The sequence below is a fragment of the Streptomyces torulosus genome (genome assembly GCF_001419765.1).
GTDB lineage: Bacteria > Actinomycetota > Actinomycetes > Streptomycetales > Streptomycetaceae > Streptomyces > Streptomyces torulosus.
In genome coordinates this window covers 1-17,871 of record NZ_LIRK01000429.1, presented here as the reverse complement: position 1 = coordinate 17,871, position 17,871 = coordinate 1, and the positions used below count along the sequence as shown (strand labels likewise).

General features: G+C 73.1%; 12 protein-coding genes and 1 pseudogene. 7 read left to right on the top strand and 6 right to left on the bottom strand.

Annotated features, from left to right (window positions below; genetic code table 11):
• Positions 1-27 precede the first annotated feature (27 nt).
• Positions 28-633, bottom strand: a complete 606-nt coding sequence (locus AOK23_RS27810; protein WP_055715365.1) for a response regulator transcription factor — start codon at positions 631-633, stop codon at positions 28-30.
• Between the two features lie 285 nt (positions 634-918).
• Here AOK23_RS27810 and AOK23_RS27805 point away from each other — a divergent pair, with 285 nt between their 5' ends.
• The gene (locus AOK23_RS27805; RefSeq protein ID WP_055715364.1) at positions 919-3,066 is read left to right on the top strand and encodes a SpoIIE family protein phosphatase; all 2,148 of its coding nucleotides are present in this window, start codon (positions 919-921) and stop codon (positions 3,064-3,066) included.
• Between the two features lie 115 nt (positions 3,067-3,181).
• On the top strand, positions 3,182-3,535 hold the full coding sequence (locus tag AOK23_RS27800; RefSeq protein WP_055715363.1) for a VOC family protein: 354 nt from the start codon (positions 3,182-3,184) through the stop codon (positions 3,533-3,535).
• 174 nt (positions 3,536-3,709) lie between these two features.
• Here the strand turns inward: AOK23_RS27800 and AOK23_RS27795 are convergent, their stop codons facing one another.
• Positions 3,710-5,161, bottom strand: a complete 1,452-nt coding sequence (locus AOK23_RS27795) for a S1 family peptidase (protein ID WP_240496588.1) — start codon at positions 5,159-5,161, stop codon at positions 3,710-3,712.
• 196 nt (positions 5,162-5,357) lie between these two features.
• Between AOK23_RS27795 and AOK23_RS27790 the strand changes: the two genes are divergently transcribed.
• The 5 genes from AOK23_RS27790 (at position 5,358) to AOK23_RS27770 (ending at position 12,451) form a co-directional block, all read left to right on the top strand.
• Complete coding sequence (locus AOK23_RS27790) at positions 5,358-5,771, top strand: PaaI family thioesterase (RefSeq protein WP_055715361.1); 414 nt, start codon at positions 5,358-5,360, stop codon at positions 5,769-5,771.
• A gap of 502 nt (positions 5,772-6,273) precedes the next feature.
• Positions 6,274-6,489: a hypothetical protein gene (locus AOK23_RS27785; RefSeq protein WP_055522042.1), complete on the top strand. Its 216-nt coding sequence runs from the start codon at positions 6,274-6,276 to the stop codon at positions 6,487-6,489.
• A gap of 100 nt (positions 6,490-6,589) precedes the next feature.
• On the top strand, positions 6,590-7,396 hold the full coding sequence (locus tag AOK23_RS27780; RefSeq protein WP_055715360.1) for an HlyD family efflux transporter periplasmic adaptor subunit: 807 nt from the start codon (positions 6,590-6,592) through the stop codon (positions 7,394-7,396).
• Between the two features lie 68 nt (positions 7,397-7,464).
• Positions 7,465-9,630, top strand: coding sequence for an NHLP family bacteriocin export ABC transporter peptidase/permease/ATPase subunit (locus tag AOK23_RS27775; protein ID WP_055715359.1), 2,166 nt, complete (start codon positions 7,465-7,467; stop codon positions 9,628-9,630).
• Position 9,631: 1 nt separating this feature from the next.
• Entirely contained in the window at positions 9,632-12,451 is a 2,820-nt protein-coding gene (locus tag AOK23_RS27770; RefSeq protein ID WP_055715358.1) for an NHLP bacteriocin export ABC transporter permease/ATPase subunit, read from the top strand.
• A 90-nt stretch (positions 12,452-12,541) separates the two neighbouring features.
• Here the strand turns inward: AOK23_RS27770 and AOK23_RS27765 are convergent.
• The 4 genes and pseudogenes from AOK23_RS27765 to AOK23_RS27750 all read right to left on the bottom strand — a co-directional run.
• Positions 12,542-13,225, bottom strand: a pseudogene (locus AOK23_RS27765) (peptidase dimerization domain-containing protein); the annotation flags it as partial.
• Positions 13,213-14,595 carry an MDR family MFS transporter gene (locus AOK23_RS27760; RefSeq protein ID WP_079049736.1) on the bottom strand — a complete coding sequence of 461 codons (1,383 nt, stop codon included), beginning with the start codon at positions 14,593-14,595 and terminating at the stop codon, positions 13,213-13,215. The gene AOK23_RS27760 and the pseudogene AOK23_RS27765, both read right to left, overlap by 13 nt.
• On the bottom strand, positions 14,592-16,058 hold the full coding sequence (locus AOK23_RS27755; protein WP_055715357.1) for an ABC transporter permease subunit: 1,467 nt from the start codon (positions 16,056-16,058) through the stop codon (positions 14,592-14,594). The genes AOK23_RS27760 and AOK23_RS27755 overlap by 4 nt, the downstream gene beginning before the upstream one ends.
• Positions 16,059-16,357: 299 nt before the next feature.
• Complete coding sequence (locus AOK23_RS27750; protein WP_055715356.1) at positions 16,358-17,851, bottom strand: ABC transporter substrate-binding protein; 1,494 nt, start codon at positions 17,849-17,851, stop codon at positions 16,358-16,360.
• Positions 17,852-17,871: the final 20 nt, after the last annotated feature.

Below are 17,871 nucleotides of genomic sequence, written 5' to 3'. Positions count from 1 at the left end.
TCGCCCCCCACAGCCCCGCCCTCGTCGTCAGAGCCAGCCCTCGCCCTGGGAGATCCGTATGGCGTCGATCCTGTTGCGCGCGCCCGTCTTGCGGGTGATGGCGGCCATGTAGTTGCGCACGGTCCCGTGGGACAGATGAAGGCTGCCGGCGATCTCCGCGACGGAGGCGCCCTCGGCAGCCAGGGATAACACGCTCAGCTCGCGTCTGGTCAGCGGCATCTCCGCGGCCTTGAGGAAGCCGAAGCCGAGCGAGTCATCGACGAAACGTTTCCCTCCGGCGACCTGGCGGATCGCGGCCACCAGCCGCTCCGGGGCGCCCTCCTTGTCCACGTAGCCGAGGGCCCCGGCCTCCGCCGCGCGCTTCAGCAGACCGGGGCGGCTGGCCTGGGCGAGCACCACGAGCCCCGCGGCGGCGCCGCCCGTGCCACCGCGCAGATCGCCGAGGGGTGGGATGCCCACCGCGTCGGCGCAGTCCAGGTCCGCCGCGCAGACGTCCGGCCGCAGGGACCGCGCGCGCCCCGGCGCGGTGCGCCAGGGCGCGTCGTACACCAGCAGGTCGGTCTCCCGGCGGAGCCACTCCGCCAGTACCGACCGGACCAGACATTCGTCGTGCACGAGAAGTACCCGGATCACTATCGCCCTCCGCCTCCCCCGGCCGCCGCCGCTTCCTCGTCTCAGCGCGTGCCCATTGTTGGCGTCTCCGACCGCGCACGGTTCGCGAAGAACCAGCCATCGGGATGCGCGGGGGCGCACGCACGGCGCCCGTGCGCAAGGTCGCGCATCCATCCGGGGGGAATGTCCGCGGCGAGTCGGGGTACGGGGGCTCGGCCTCCGCGGGGTGCTCGCCGTGCGTGTCGGGCCGTCAAGAGGGAGCCTTGACGCGGGGGCGTGGCGCGACCGTGCGAGGAGGTGGTCGGCATGTCCGACGTCCCGGCGTCCGGTGCGCGGACGACGGTCGAGACGGCACGCATGGGCCACCCCCTGTTGTCCCTGGCGCTGGCCGCGATGATGGACGACGTCCAGGCGCACTCCGGTGCGGTGTACCTGCTGGCCCATGACGCGCCCGTCCTGGAGATGGCGGTGATGGCGGGGCTGCCGAGGTCCTTCGCCGCGCCGTGGGAGCGGGTGAGCCTGAGCGCCCCGGCACCGGTCTCCGAGGCCGTCCGGGACCGGCGGCTGGTCTGGGTCAACGGCGAGGAGCAGATGGCCCGCCGCTACCCCCGGATCGCCGTCGTCCTGCCCTATCCGTTCGCGATGGCCGCGCTGCCGGTGGCGACCCGTGACACCACCTACGGCGCCGTCTTCCTGACCTGGCCGGGCTCGCACCCTCCGGAACTCAGCGAACGCGAGCGGGACAAGCTCACCTCGGCCTGCGACCGGCTCGCGATAAGGCTGCGGCGCGCGGAGGAGGAGGGCAGGCCGGTGCTGCCGGAGCCGGACCTCTCGGCGCCGTCGACGACCACGGTGGCCGGGACGCTCGGCACGGTGGAGGCGGCCCGGATGGTGGCGCGGCTGCCGTACGGGATGTGCGCGCTCGATCTGCACGGGCGGATCACCTTCGCCAACGCGGCCACCGCCGAACTGCTCGGCATCCCGGTGAGCGCGCTGCTGGGCATGCAGCTGTGGGCGTCCGTGCCGTGGCTGAACGACCCCGCGCACGAGGACCGCTACCGGGCCGCGCTGATGAGTCAGCACATCACGTCGTTCATGGCGTTGAAGCCGCCGGGCGAGTGGCTGTCGTTCCGGCTGTACCCGGGGACGAACGGGCTGAGCGTCCGGATCTCCCGGGCCCGCTCGGTCGCCTCGCCGAAGAGCGCCGCACGGCAGGAGGCTGACGACGACGGGCCGGGCCGGCTGGTGACCATCGACCACGTGCTGGCCATGGCGAGCGCCCTCACCGAGGCGGTGGGGGTGCAGGACGTGGTGGAGCTGGTCGCGAACGAGATCGTCCCGGCCGTCGGCTCCCAGGCGCTGGTGATGCTCGGCTCACGGGCGGGACGGCTCCATGTGCTGGGCCACCACGGGTACGCGGACCCGCACCTCGTAGAACGGTTCGACGGCATGCCGCTCAGCGCGCAGACCCCCGGCGCCCGCGCCCTGACCGCCGGGGTGCCGGCGTTCTTCGAGAGTCGACAGCAGCTGGAGCATCTGTATCCGGTGCGCCAGACGACCCCGGACGGGATGGGCGCCTGGGCGTATCTGCCGCTGATCGCCCAGGGGCAGCCCGTGGGCACCTGTGTGCTCGGGTACGCCGATCCGCATCCCTTCCCGGCGGAGGAGCGCGCGGTGCTGACCAGCCTCAGCGGGCTGATCGCCCAGGCGTTGCAGCGGGCGCTGCTGTACGACGCCAAGCATCAGCTCGCGCACGGTCTGCAGGCCGCGCTGCTGCCGCACTCGCTGCCGTCGATCCCCGGTATCGAAGCGGCGTCCCGCTATCTGCCGGCGACCCGGGGCATGGACATCGGCGGCGACTTCTTCGACCTGGTGCTCTCGCACGGCCGGGCGTCGGCGGTGATCGGCGACGTGCAGGGGCACAACGTGACGGCGGCGGGGCTGATGGGGCAGATCCGTACGGCGGTCCGCGCGTACACGACCGTGGGGCAGGCACCGGAGGACGTGATGAGCAGCACCAACCGGCTGCTGATCGACCTCGGCAGCGACCTGTTCGCCAGTTGTCTGTACCTGCGTCTCGACCCGGCGCACGGCACGGCCGTCATGGCGCGTGCCGGTCATCCGCCGCCGCTGCTGCGCAGACCGGACGGGCGGGTGAAGGTGCTGGACCTCGCGGGTGGGCCGCTCCTCGGCATCGACGCGTCCGCCACGTATCCGACGACCGAGGTCGCGCTCGCGGAGGGTTCCGTGCTCGCCCTCTACACCGACGGGCTCATCGAGTCGCCGGGCGTCGACATCGAGGACGCGCTGGCCGATCTCGGGGAGCGGCTCGCCACGACCGGGGACCGGCCGCTGGAAGCCCTCGCCGACGGGCTCGTCCGGGAGACGGGGACGGCGGAGGAACGGTCGGACGACGTGGCGTTGTTGCTGCTGCGGGCCGTCGCCACCGGATGACACGGCGATCGCGGGCGCGGTCCCCGGGCCGGGCTGCGGGACCCGGGACACGGGACACGGGACACGGGACACGGGACACGGGACACGGGACACGGGACACGGGAAGGATGGCGGCATGGAACATGTGCGGGGAATCGGCGGGTACTTCGTCAGGGCCGCCGACCCGGCGGCCCTGAGCGCCTGGTACCGCGACTGCCTGGGCCTGGACATCGACGCGACGGGGCTGTGGCGTCAGGAGGCCGGGCCGACGGTGTTCGCGGCGTTCGAGTCCGGGACCGACTACTTCGGGCCCGGTGACCAGCGGACCATGCTCAACTTCCGGGTGCGCGACCTGGACGCGATGCTCGCCCAGCTGCGGGCCGCGGGCGCCGATGTGGCCGAGGAGACGCAGGAGATGGACGGTGTCGGCCGGTTCGGCTGGGTCACCGATCCCGAGGGCAATCGCATCGAGCTGTGGCAGCCGGTCTGACCGTCACCGGCCGCGGACACGGCAACGGTCCGGCCCTCCCCTCGGAGGGCCGGACCGTTCCACGCGCGGGCCGGTGTGGTGTGGTGTGGCCTGCGGGTGGATCGTGGGGCCGACGGTCCGTAGTCAGTGGCCGCTGATCACGGAACCGTCGTCCACGCCTTCACCGGTGTGCGGTCACCGACCGGCGTTGTCCTGCTGGTCGACGCCCTGGTCGTCGGCGCCCTGCTGCTGCTCCTGGCCCGCACCGGCGTCACCGGCACCGGCCACGGCGCCCGCGTCGCCCTTGTCGCCCGCACCGGCGTCGCCCGCGTCACCGGCACCGCCGACCGCCTGCTCGCCCGCGCCCGCCGCGGCGGCGCCCTCTTCCTGACCGGCGCCCGCGCCACCGGCGGCCTGCTCACCCGCGCCCGCGGCGTCACCCGCGCCGCCGGCCGCTTCCTCGCCGGCGCCCGCGGCGTCACCGGCACCACCGGCGGCCTCCTCGCCCGCGCCCGCGCCGCCTTCGCCTATGGTGGCGCCGACCGCCGCGAGGGCGGTGGTGACGGGCTGGAAGAAGGTCTCACCGCCCACGGTGCAGTCACCGCTGCCACCGGAGGTCAGACCGATGGCCTGGCCGTCCTGGGTGAAGAGCGAGCCGCCGCTGTCGCCGGGCTCGGCGCAGACGTTGGTCTGGATGAGGCCGGTGACGGTGCCCTCGGGGTAGTTCACCGTCGCGTCGAGGCCGGTGACCTGGCCGTCGGCGAGACCGGTGGTGCTGCCCATGCGGAAGACCTGGAGGCCGACGGTGGCCTCGCCCGCGGCGTTGATGTTCACCGTCTGGCCGTTGCCGAGGTCGACGGTGCTGGCCGCCTGGGTGGCGGGGTCGTTGTACTTGACCAGGGCGAAGTCACCGGCGCCGGGGAAGGTGGCGGTCTGCGCGTCGACGGTGCCGATCGGCGCGCCGCCCTCCTCCTCCGACCACTCGGCCTCGACGACACCGCAGTGACCGGCCGTCAGGAAGCCCGGCGTGCCGTCGGCGTTGGTGACGTTGAAGCCGGCCGAGCAGCGCGCGCCGCCGCCGAAGATGGCGTCGCCGCCCTCCAGGAAGGGCTTGAAGGTGCCGGCGGACTTCTTGACGGTCGCCATGCCGGCGCCGAGGGACTTCACCGTGGACTCGACGGTGTCCCAGTTCTCGCCGGTGACCGTGGAGTCGGCGGTGACCTGGATCTTGTTGGTGCGGGGGTCGATCGCCCAGGCGGTGCCCGGGACGGTCGCCTGCTTCTTCAGCGTGGCGGCGCCGGCCTTGAGCTCGGACCAGCTGTTGTCGACCTCACGGATCTCCGCACCGGCCTGCTCGGCCTGGGCGAGCACGTTGTTGTCGCCCTCGATCCGCTGGCCGTCGACGTTGACGACGAGCTGCTTGTCGCCCGAGTCGTAGTACGCGCCTGCGAACGCCTCACCGAGTGTCTTCTGGAGCTGGGCGACCAGAACGGAGGCGTCACTCGCGGCGAGCGTCTTCGGGGCGGCCTGGTTCGACTCCGTCTGGGACGCCATCGCGTTCGGCAGGATGAGGGCCGCGGCCCCGAGCGCCGCCACACCGCCTGCGGCAATGAACGCCTTACGCTTGGTGGCTCGTTTGTGACTCAACTCTTGACCTCCTGGGGACGGGGTCCGTGCCGCCGTCCGGCGGGTGAACTGGGGGCGCCTGGTTGCCAGTTGGTACGGATGGTTCCGGTGGGGTGTTCAACGCCTCGCAAAAAGATTTCGGCGTTGCGTTTCGCAAAGTGCGGTTCGGGTGGGCATTTCACGACTTCCCGCCCGCGTGAGCGGGAACGATGCCCGCATGACGCTCACACCCGCCGAAGCCGACAAGATCCTCGCCGCCAACTTCGCCCCCTGGGTGCTCGACCTGGGCCTGACGGCCGTCGACCTGGACGAGGGGCGCGCGATGCTGCGCCTGCCGTGGTCCGACCGGCTGGCCCGTGAGGGCGGCGCCCTGTCGGGTCAGGCACTGATGGCGGCTGCCGACACGGCGACGGTGATCGCGGTGTCGGCGGCGCGCGGCTCCTTCGTACCGATGACGACGGTCCAGCAGTCGACCAGCTTCCAGCGGGCGGTGGCGGGTGAGGACGTGCTCGTCGAGGCGGTGCTCACCAAGCTGGGCCGCCGGATGGCCTTCGCCGAGATCGCGATGACGACGGCGAACTCGGGTGAGCTGGCGGCCCGGGCGAGCACGGTGTACGCCCTGTTGGGGTGACAAGACACCCTTCCCTGGATCAACCGCCACAAATCGGCATCGTGGCAGGCACGTTCAGCGATGGCTCGACAGCGGTCCGTTCCGGTCACCGATGGAAACGACGGCTTCAGGGAATCTCCACACCGAATGCCCAGCGGGGTCACGGCGCTCGGCGGATCTGCACAGCGGTCCGCCGGGCGCCGCGCCTTTGAGGCGGGAGTGTCCAGTTCGTTTTCCGAGTGGCAATCAAGCGGTGATGGCGATGCCGGGCGCGGTGTGAAGAACTTGGCCCCAACGCGTGCGTGGCCCTGCACGGATGACTGGCCTTGGTCACCAAGTGCGCTGGTGAGAGCACTTCTTGATTGGATGTGCGCCACGGCGATCTGCTTTGATCCATCGCACCGCGAGGGGCCGCCGAGCTCTCGGAGACGAGAGTCGAGCGCCCCCGTGTGCGGCCGTCGTTCTGTCCCCAGAAGGGGGCCGCTCCCCCCTTATGAATATCCATACGAAGGGAAGTTCCATCATGAACTCCACCCCCCAGGTTGAGACCGCCGAGCTGTCGGACGCCGCGCTGGACGCCGTTGCCGGTGGTCTGCAGATCAACGCCGTCGGCACCGTCACCGGCCTGGTGGACGGCGTCGCCCCGGTTTCCGGCCTGGTCAACACGGCCGTCGGCACCGTCGAGGGTGTCACCGGCCTGAACACCGCGCCGGTCACGAACCTGGTCGCCGGTCTCTGATCGACCCCTGGTACCGCTGAGTCCCGGAACCGCCTGACGGTTCCGGGACTCTCCGGTGCCATCGCCCCGTCCTCCGTTCCTCGCAGGTGAGGGAAGTCCCGTGCAGTTCCGCCAACAGGCCCTCGCCAAGCTCCAGTCGCCGGAGGAACTCGACCTCCCCGTGCGTTTCGCCCGCCCGCAGGGCTGGCTCGTGCTGTCCGTGACGGTGGTGGCCATGGCCGCCGCGTCCGTGTGGGCCGTCACGGGTTCCGTCGCCTCCACGGTCGGCGCGCCCGCCGTCCTCACGCACAACCAGGGCAGTTACGTCCTGCAGAGCCCGGTCTCGGGCCAGGTCACCGCCGTCCTCGTGAAGCAGGGCGAGCGGCTCCCCGCCAGGGCCCCGGTCCTGAAGGTCGCCACCGTCGACGGCGAGACCGTCGTGCGGTCCGTCGCCGCCGGCCGGATCTCCGCGCTCGCCGCCACCATGGGCCAGATCATCCGCACCGGCGCCGATGTCGCGGCCGTCGAGAAGGTCGCGGAACCCGACGACCCGCTGTACGCCACGGTGTACGTGCCCGCCGAGAACGCCGCCTCCATCCCGCGGAACGCGCGCGTGGACCTGACCGTCCAGTCGGCGCCCACCCAGCGCTACGGTGTGCTGCGCGGCCATGTGAAATCCGTGGACCGCACCGCGCAGACCCCGCAGTCGATCGCCGCGTTCCTCGGGGACCGCCAGCTCGGTGAGCAGTTCACCAAGAAGGGGCGGCCGGTGGCCGTCACCGTGCGGCTGGACCGGGAGGCGTCGACCGCGTCGGGCTACCGGTGGTCGTCGCAGGACGGGCCGCCGTTCGAGCTGACCTCCATGACCATGGCCACGGCTTCCGTCCGCATGGCCGACGAGCGTCCGATCGATTGGCTGCTCCCGTGACCTCATCCCCGGACACCGCGCCGCCGTCGACGCACGGCCGGCGCAAGGCGGCGCCGAGGAAACGCCCGGTGCCCAAGGGCGTCCGCAAGGGCGTCCGCACCCCGACCGTGCTCCAGATGGAGGCCGTGGAGTGCGGCGCCGCCTCCCTCGCCATGGTCCTCGGGCACTACGGGCGGCACATCCCGCTGGAGGAGCTGCGCATCGCGTGCGGTGTCTCCCGCGACGGCTCCCGCGCCAGCAATCTGTTGAAGGCGGCCCGTGGTTACGGTCTGACCGCCAAGGGCATGCAGATGGACGTGGCCGCCCTCGCCGAGGTACGGGCCCCGGCCATCCTGTTCTGGGAGTTCAACCACTACGTCGTCTACGACGGGATGGGGCGCCGCTTCGGCCGACGCGGCGTCCACATCAACGATCCCGGCAAGGGCCGCCGTTTCGTGGCGATGGAGGACTTCGACTCCAGCTTCACGGGAGTCGTCCTCGTCATGGAACCGGGCGACGACTTCGAACGCGGCGGCCGCAGACCGGGAGTGCTGGGCGCGATGCCCGCCCGGATGCGCGGCACGTCCGGCACCCTGCCGGCCGCCGTCCTCGCGAGTCTGCTGCTGGTGGCGGTCGGCGCGGCGGTGCCCGCGCTCAGCCGCACCTACATCGACATGTTCCTGATCGGCGGCCAGACCTCGCTGCTGGGTGTGCTGTTCACGTCCATGGGCGCGTGCGTGCTGCTGACGGTGTTGCTGACCTGGTTGCAGCAGGCGAACCTGCTGCGCGGCCGGCTGATCTCGTCGACGCTCAGCAGCGCCCGCTTCCTGCGCCATCTCCTGCGCCTGCCCGTCACGTTCTTTGCGCAGCGCAGCCCCGCCGACCTCGTCCAGCGGCTCCAGTCCAACGACGCGGTAGCCGAGACCCTGGCCCGCGACCTCGCGGCGGCCGGCGTGGACGCGATCGTGGTGGTCCTCTACGCCGTGCTCCTCTACACCTACGACCCGCAGCTCACGTTCGTCGGCATCGCGGTCGCCCTGCTGAACGTGGTGGCGATGCGGGTGGTGATCCGGCTGCGCGCGACCCGCACCGCGAAGCTGCGCGCCGACAACGCCCGGCTCACGAACACCGCGTACACCGGTCTGCAGCTGATCGAGACGATGAAGGCGACCGGCGGCGAGGACGGCTACTTCCGCAAGTGGGCCGGACAGCACGCGACCACACTGGAGGAGCAGCAGCGGCTGGGCGTGCCGAGCGCCTGGCTGGGGGTGGTCGCCCCGACCCTCGCCACCCTCAACAGCGCGCTGATCCTGTGGATCGGCGGGATGCGCGCGGTCGAGGGCCATATCTCGGTGGGTCTGCTGGTGGCCTTCCAGGCGCTGGTCACGCGTTTCACCGCGCCGATCACCCGCCTCAACGGTGTCGCGGGCCGGATCCAGGACTTCGCGGCCGACGTGGCCCGGCTGAAGGACGTGGAGAACTTCCAGGCCGACCCGCTGTACGCCCGCCCCGACACCGCCGAGTCGACCCGTCGGCTGCACGGCCACGTCGAGCTGGAGAACATCACCTTCGGCTACAGCCCCCTCGACAAGCCGCTGCTCTCCGGCTTCGACCTGACGGTCGGACCAGGCCGGCAGGTGGCGTTGGTCGGCGGCTCGGGCAGCGGCAAGTCGACGGTGTCCCGGCTGATCTCGGGCCTGTACGCGCCGTGGGAGGGCGTGATCCGGATCGACGGCCGGCGTCTGGAGGACATCCCGCGCGGCGCGCTCGCCGCGTCCGTCTCCTTCGTCGACCAGGAGGTGTTCCTGTTCGAGGGCTCCGTCCGCGACAACGTGGCCCTGTGGGATCCGTCGATCCCGGACGAGGCCGTGGTGGAGGCGCTGCGGGACGCGGCCCTGTACGACGTGGTGGCCCGCCGCCCCGGCGGCATCCACAGCCGGGTCGAGCAGGACGGACGGAACTTCTCCGGCGGTCAGCGGCAACGTCTGGAGATCGCCCGGGCGTTGGTCCGCCGGCCCAGCATCCTCGTCCTCGACGAGGTGACCAGCGCGCTCGACGCGGAGACCGAGCTGGTCGTCATGGACAACCTGCGCAAGCGCGGCTGCGCCTGCGTGGTGATCGCCCACCGGCTCAGCACGGTCCGCGACAGCGACGAGATCGTCGTCCTGGAGCACGGCACGATCGTGGAGCGCGGCCGGCACGAGGAACTGGTGGCGCGGGGCGGCGCGTACGCCCGGCTGGTCAGGGAGCGGTGAGATGACTGCCGTCCACGAGGGGGACCTCGTTCTCGGTGCGCTGGGCGCCATGGGCACGCCGTTGGACTGCGCGGGCCTCACCCGTCTCGACCTCGAAGGCCCGCAGGTGCTGTGGCTGGTGGCCTCCGGCGCCCTGGACCTGTTCGCGGTCGACGCCGTGGAGCAGGGCCACTGGCACCATCTCGGCCGGCTGGAGTCGGGCGCCCTGTTGCTCGGCCCGGTCGCAGGTCCCCAGCACACCCTGGTGGCACGCCCGCTGAGGGACTGTGTGGTGCGCCGTATCGGGCTGCGGGAGCTGTACCAGCCGGTGAACACCGAGACCTGGTCGTACGACGAGTGGGGCAACCCCCAACTGGTGCCCCCGCGGAGCAGCCCGCTGGAGTACGCGCTCGCCCTGGGCGTCGGCCGCGGTCTGTCCATCCTCTTCCAGGCGCCGATGGCCACCGAGCAGGCCGCGGCCCCCACCGACGACGACGTCTTCTGGATGCAGGTCCCGCCGGGCAGCGTCCAGTACGGCTCGCTGTACGGGGCGGAGGCGGCGGCCGATCTGCTGATGGACCCGGGGGTCTGGCAGAGCATGGTCGACCAGCAGTACCGGCTGCTGGCCACCCTGGACCGCTGGATCGAGCAGCTGGAGCGCACCCACGAGGACCGTACGGCCGCCGGAATCAAGGCCGGTGAGGCGATCCGCGCCCAGGCCGACCGCACGCTGCTCGCCTCCATCGGCCGGTCCTCGGCGGCCCGACGGACGACGGCCGCGGACGCCGACGCCACGTACGCGGCCTGCCGTCTCGTCGCCCGCGCGGCCGGGATCGTCCTCGCGGAGCCCGCGCAGAGCGGCACGGAGAGCGACCGGCTCGATCCGGTCGAGCGGATCGCGCTGGCCTCCCGGGTCCGGGTCCGTGCCGTACGGCTGGACGGGCACTGGTGGCGGGACGACGTGGGTCCGCTGGTCGGTCACCGGGCGCTGTCCGGTGCGCCGGTGGCCCTGTTGTGGCGGCGCGGCGGCTATGTGGCCGTGCAGCCGTCCTCGGGCCGGGAGACGCCGGTCGAGAAGGCGAACGCGGCGGAGTTCGAGCCGCGGGCGGTGATGTTCTACCGTCCGCTGCCCGAACGGGTGCTGACGCCGCTGCGGTTGATGCGGTTCAGCCTCCACGGCACCGGCGGCGACATGACGGGCCTGCTGCTGAGCGGTCTGGTGACGGTGGTGCTGGGCTCGCTGGTGCCGATCGCGACGGGCCGGATCCTCGGCGAGTACGTGCCGAAGGCGCAGGAGAACCTGATCGCGCAGGCGTGTCTCGCGGTGATGCTCGCGAGTGTGGTGTCGGCGGCGTTCCTGCTGTTGCAGAACCTGACGATCCTCAGGCTGGAGGGCCGGATCGAGGCGACGCTCCAACCGGCGGTGTGGGACCGGCTGCTGAGGCTGCCGACGAAGTTCTTCGCGTCGCGTTCGACGGGTGAGCTGGCGAGCGCCGCCATGGGCATCAGCGCGATCCGCCGCACGCTCGCCGGGGTGGGCCCGGTGGTCGCGCAGTCGGTGACGGTCGGTGCCGTGAACCTGGCGCTGCTGCTCTGGTACAGCGTGCCGATGGCGCTGGCAGCGATCGGCATGCTGGTGGTGGTGACCGCGGTGTTCCTCGGCCTCGGTCTGTGGCAGGTGCGCTGGCAGCGGCGGCTGGTGGTCCTGGGCAACAAGCTGAACAACCAGGCGTTCCAGACGCTGCGGGGTCTGCCGAAGCTGCGGGTGGCGGCCGCGGAGAACTACGCGTACGCCGCCTGGGCGGGCGAGTTCGCCCGCAGTCGGGAGCTCCAGCAGAAGGTGGGTGGCATCAAGAACCTCAACACGGTGCTGGGGGCGGTGTACCTGCCGCTGTGCACGCTGCTGATGTTCATGCTGCTGGCGGGTCCGGCGCGCGGCTCGATGTCGGCGGCGGAGTTCCTCACCTTCAACACGTCGGTGACCATGCTGCTCACCTCGGTCACCCAGCTGACCGGCGCGTTCGTGTCGGCGGTGGCCGTGCTGCCGCTGTTCGAGGAGATCAAGCCCGTGCTGGAGGCGACCCCGGAGGTACGGAAGGCCAGCACGCGCCCCGGCGTGCTCTCCGGCGCGATCGAGGCCCGTCGGCTGTCCTTCCGGTACGCGGACGACGGGCCGCTGGTGCTGGACGACGTGTCCTTCGCGATCGAGCCCGGCGAGTTCGTCGCGGTCGTCGGCCCGAGCGGCTGCGGCAAGTCGACCCTGCTGCGTCTGCTCATCGGCTTCGACCGGCCGGTGTCGGGCGGTGTCCTGTACGACGGGCAGGACCTGACCGCCCTCGACCAGTCCGCGGTGCGCCGGCAGTGCGGCGTGGTGCTGCAGCACGCCCAGCCGTTCACGGGTTCGATCCTGGACGTCATCTGCGGCACGGAGCCGTACACGCCGGAGGAGGCGATGGCGGCGGCGGAGATGGCGGGGCTCGCGGAGGACATCCGGCGCATGCCGATGGGCCTGCACACCATCGTCCAGGGCAACGGGGCGGTCTCCGGCGGCCAGCGCCAGCGGCTGATGATCGCCCAGGCGCTCATCCGGCGCCCCCGCATCCTCTTCTTCGACGAGGCGACGAGCGCCCTCGACAACGAGACCCAGCGCACGGTCATGGAGAGCACCCGCGCCCTCAACGCCACACGGATCGTGATCGCGCACCGGCTGTCCACGGTGATGGACGCGGACCGGGTGGTCGTGATGGAGGACGGCAAGGTCGTCGAGGTGGGCCCACCGGCGACCCTGCTGGCGGACACCGGCGGACGCCTGCACGAGCTGGTACGACGCCAGATGGCCTGACGCCCGCTCCGGTGGAGGTCGCGGGTGGGGCTGCTGTCGTGGTGGCGGCTGCGGTTGCGATGCCGGACGGACGGTCCGCCGCGTGGCGCCTCACCCGTACGGGCGCCACGCCTGTTCCCGCGGGGCGGGGTCGCGCAGCACGTCGACGGCCGTGCATGCCAGCGCCTCCGTGGCCGCCCGAAGCACCCGGCGGGCCCGTTCGGAGACGCCGGCCTCGGCGAACTCGGGTGTGTGGTCGGACCCGTCCTCGTCCAGGATCGCGACGAACGGGTGGATGGCGGGGACGCGGGCGCTGACGTTGCCGATGTCGGAGGAGCCGAGGTACACGCCGTCCGCGGGCGGGCCCAGGCGGATGCCGGCGCGGTCGAGGTGGACGGCGAAGCGGTCGGAGAGCGGCCCGCTGTCCCGGAAGTGCTCGTACCGGATGGTGACCCGCTCGACGGTGACGGTCGTGCCGGTGGCCAGGGCCACGCCCTCGGCGCTGGTCGCGAGTTGCCCGGCGAGGTCGTCGAGGGCGCCGGTGGTGGCGGCGCACAGCCCGAAGCGGCCCTCCGCGAGGGCGGGCACGATGTTCGTGGCCTCGCCTCCGTGGGTGACGATGCCCTGGATGTGGGAGGCCGGCGGCAGTCGGCGGCCGAGCGCGGCCAGGACGTTGAAGAGTTCCACGAGGGCGGCGAGCGCGTCGACGCCCTCGGTGGGATTGCCCGTGGGATGGGCGGCCCGCCCGTGGAAGGCGACCCGGGGCCACCGCAGAGGGACCGTCAGTGCTGCCCGGCCGCGCGCGAGCGGCGCGGCAGCAGCAGGATCGAGGCGACCGGGACGGCCGCCAGCACCGCCCAGGGGACGGCCGGGGGCAGCCCGGTGTCCATGAGGGACCCGGTGCCCGCGCTGCCGAGCAGGACGATCAGCCCGGAGACGGAGGACATGGCCCCCGTGTAGAGCCCGAGGCGGCCCTCGACGGCGAGGTCCGGCACCCAGGCCCGGGCGGCCGGGGCCACGAGCATCTGCCCGAGCGTCAGCAGGACCACGAACCCGGCGGCGGGCAGCAGCCCCGCGGTGCCCGTCCATCCGGCGGGCCGGGCCAGGGCCACCACCCCGAACCCGGCCGCGATCAGCAGCAGCCCCGCCGCCATCGACCGCCGCAGATCCAGCCGGTCCCCCGCCCAGCGGGTCACCGGCAGCTGCGCGGTCACCACCAGCAGCGAGGACAGCCCGAACAGCCAGGCGAGCGCGGCCTGCGACCCGGTGGCCCGCTCCACCTCGTCGGGCAGCAGGAGGTACAGCTGGTTGTAGGCCAGCAGATAGGCCCCGTAGGCGCCGCACAGTGCCAGGAACCGGCGGTTGCGCAGCAGCCCGCCGAGGCCGCCCCGCACCTCGACCTGCTCCCGGCCGGGTATGTGCTGCGGCAGCAGCCGGGCGTGGCCGGCGAGGACGAGGACGAAGACACCGGCTCCCCCGAGGCACACCACGCGGTAGTCGACGGCGAGCAGCAGAGCGCCGATGAGCGGGCCGACGAACGCCCCGGCCTGCCCCGCGACCGTGAACAGCGCGAGCACCCGCGTACGGGACCCGCCGCCCGACTCCTCCCAGACCACGGCCTGCCGGGCGACCTCGGACTCGACGGCGGGCGAGAACAGCGCCGCCGCGAAGCCGATCAGCAGCACGGCTCCGATGACCGACCAGGCCGCTTCGGCATAGCCGAGCCATACGAACCCCGCGATCCGGAGCACACAGCCCACGAGGACGACGGGGCGCACGCCGTACCGGTCGGCGAGCGCCCCGCCCACCACGAACAGGCCCTGCTGGCTGAACGTCCGCAGCCCGAGCACGAACCCGACCATCCAGCCGGCCATCCCGATCGCCGTGCCGAGGTGCTCGGCGAGGAAGGGCAGTACGGCGAAGAAGCCGACGTTGAAGGCCAGTTGGGTGAGGATCAGCAGCCGCAGCAGGGGGTTGAGCCGCTCCCAGGTGCGGAGCCGCGAGGGCTTCTCGGGCCCGCCTCGCGAGGGCTTGCCGGGCCGGAGTCGCCAGGGCTCGGCGGGCTTTCGTCGCGAGGGGTCGGCGGACTCCGGTACGGGCGCCTCGCCCGCGTCGGCCACCCGGTCCGGGGCGGTTCCGCTCGGCTGTCGATGGGACTCGGTCATGCGGTCTCTCCTGCGGGGGTGGCGACGGCGGGCTCCGGCCGCCGTGCGGCCTTGGGGCGCGGGCGGGGCAGCCGCACTCCGCCCGCGGCCGTGACGGCGAGCGCGCCCAGCAGTGCGAGGGCGGCGGCGGGCGCGAGGACGGCCCAGGGGGCGCGTTCGGCGTACGGCTGGTTCTCGGCGAGGAGGAGGCCCCACTCGGGGTCGGGCGGCTGGGCGCCGAGGCCGAGGAAGCCGAGGGAGGTCAGGGCGAGGGCCACGCCGGGCAGCCGTAGCAGGGCGTGGCGGGTGACGGGCGGCAGGAGCGCGGGGAGGATCTCACCGCGGAGGAGTTGTCCGCCGGTCGCGCCGAGGCCCTTGGTGGCGGTGATGTGGGTGGTGGCCCGTTCCTGTTCGAGCAGGGCGGTGGTGTGGGCGGCGAGCGGCACCCAGGCGACGGCGGCCACGGCGAGCGCCGGGGTGGCCGCCCCCTTCCCGGCGACACCGGCGACGAGCAGGCCGGCGAGGACCGCCGGTATCGCGTTGACGGTGTCCACGAGCGGCCCGGACAGACGGGGCAGCAGCCCGAGCAGGACACCGGTCACCAGTGCGGCGGCGCTGATCGCGACCGCCAGGGAGAGGGTGGTGAACGCTCCGTGTCCGATCCGGGCGAGGAGGTCCCGGCCGAGCGCGTCGGTGCCCAACGGGTGCGCCCAGGAAGGGGGTCGGAGCCGGGCGCCGGTGTCGAGGGCGAGCGGGTCGCGGGTCAGTCCGAGGGCGATGGTGCCGAGGAGGACGGCGCCGAGCACGAGGGGGGCGACGCGTGGCTCGGGAGACTTCGGCCGGTGCGGGGAGGTCAGGGCGCCGTCGCGCAGGGCGGGGCCGATGAGGAGGCGGGCGGCGAGCCGGGCGCAGGCTCCGGCGAGGGCCGCCAGCAGGACGAGGGCGAGGGTGCCGGCCTGGAGGACGGGGAGGTCCTGGGCGACGGCGGCCTGGAGGGTGGTGCGGCCGAGGCCGGGTATGTCGAAGATCTGCTCCACGGCGACGGCGCCGCCGGTGAGGCCGACCACGAACAGGCCCACGTTCGGCAGGAGTCCGGGCACACAGCGGCGTACGGCGCGGCGGGCCACGCTCCGCCCGGACGCGCCGCGCGCCGCGGCGGCGAGCGCCCAGGGTTCGGCGAAGGCGCCCGGCAGCAGGTCGTCGAGCATCCGGCCGAGCAGCGCCCCGGCGGGCAGACCGAGGGCGAGGGCGGGCAGCACCGTCCACCGCGGCCCGTACCAGCCGAGCGCGGGGAGCCAGCCGAGGTGGACCCCGACCACGACCGCGAGCACCGATCCGGTGAGGAACTCGGGCAGCGCGGCCAGCATCGCCGCCCCGCCGCCTGCGCCGCCGCGGTCGTCGAGGCGTCGGCCCGCGCCCCGCAGCAGGGTGCGGGCGCACACCGCACCGGCCGTGATCAGCGCGACCACGAGCGCGGCGGCCATCAGCAGCAGGGAGACGCCGAGCGCCTGGACGACGGCGGGGGTGACCTCGCCGCCGGAGATCCACGACCGTCCCGCGTCACCGCGCGCCAGCCCGCCGAACCACTCCCCCAGCAGCTTCGCCGGGCCCGCGTCGAGGCCCAGTTGATCGCGTACGGCGGTCAGGGCGTCCGGCGTCGGGTCGCGTTCCGCGGAGCGCGCCTTGAGGACGGTGAGCGCCGGGTCGGTGCGCGACAGCCACGGCAGCAGTCCGACACCGCACAGCAGGGCGGCGGCGAGCAGGACGCGCCACAGGGTCCGTATCAGCGTCGGGTCCCCGTTCCGATGAGGGTGCGCTCGTACGGGTCGAGGAGCACACCGCGTACGGAGGTGCCGACGCCGGTGATGATCCGCTGGTGGACGAGCGGCACCGTGGCGTCGGTGGCGAGGACCGCGGCCTCGGCCTTCAGCGCCGCCCGCTGCCGCTCGGCGGTGTCGGACTCCTTCTGGGCGTCCGCGACGGCACGGTCGACCTTCTTGTCGCACAGCAGAGCGAGGTTGTAGCCGCCGTCGCAGGTGAAGTCGCTCGCCAGGATGGAGACGGGGTCGCCGGTGTCGAGCAGGGAGTTGCGGGCGCCGACGAACGCGTCGAACTTCCCGGCGAGGGCGTCGCTCTCCAGCCGCGAGTACTCGCGCACCTCCAGTTTCACCTCGAACCCGGCCTTCTTGAGCTGCTGTTGGAGCACCTGGGCGACCTCGGGCAGTTCGGGCCGGTTGTCGTAGGTGGCGACGGTGATCGAGGTGCCCGCGGGGTCGGCCGCCTCCGCCCGTCCGGCGGGTTCGGGGCGCTTGCCGGCGGCCCAGGTCACGGCCGGGCCGAAGACGCCGACGCCGGGGTCGGCGTGTCCCTCGTACACGTCCTTGGCGAGGACGGAGCCGTCGACGGCCTCACGGGCGGCGGCGCGCAGCTCCGGGTTCTCGAAGGCGCCGTTCCTGGTGTTGAGCAGCAGGCTGGTGGTGCGGGTGGTGGCCGTCTCGTGGCGGGTGCCCCGGGTGGGGGTCGACGCCTGCGACACCGGGACGGCCTCGGCCACGTCGACCTGGCGTGTGCGCAGGGCGTTGGTGCGGGCGGTGCCGTCGGCGATGAACCGGGCGTCGATGCCGGGCGCCTGGGCCCGGCCGCCCCAGTAGTCGTCGTAGCGGTCCAGGGTGGCGGCGGTGGTGCCGGTGACCTCGGCCAGCTCGAACGGGCCGGTGGCCGCGCCGACGGGGTTCACGCGCTTCCCGGCGTAGGCCTTGGCGGAGAGGATCGCGAGGCCGGGGCTGGACAGGCGCAGCGGCAGGGCGGGGTCGGGGTTCTCCGTGGTGACGCGGACCTGCCGGTCGCCGCTCTTCTTCGCGGTGAGCGTGACGCCGGAGAGCGCCGGGGTGACGGGCCGGGCCTCGGTGGCGTGGGTGAGGGCGTCGGCGACCGCGGCGGGAGTGACGTCGGTGCCGTCCTGGAAGGTGGCCTCGCGCAGGGTGAACAGCCAGTTCCGGTCGTTCTCACGCGTCCAGGACTGGGCGAGCGCGGGGGCCGCCGCCCCGTTGGCGTCCAGCGAGGTCAGCCCTTCGGTGACACCGAGCCGGCTGAGGAGGGTCGCGTCGGCGCCGTACGGGGAGAAGTTCTCGGCGGGCGGGAACGCCAGGGCGACCCGCAACCGGGAGCCGTCGGCGGAGCCGCCTCCGGAGGAGTCGCCTCCGGAGGCGAAGCAGCCGGTCAGAGCGGGGGCGAGCAGCAGTCCGGCGACGACGCGACGGCGGCGGGGGGAGCGCATGGTCCTTGGTTCTCCGGGGG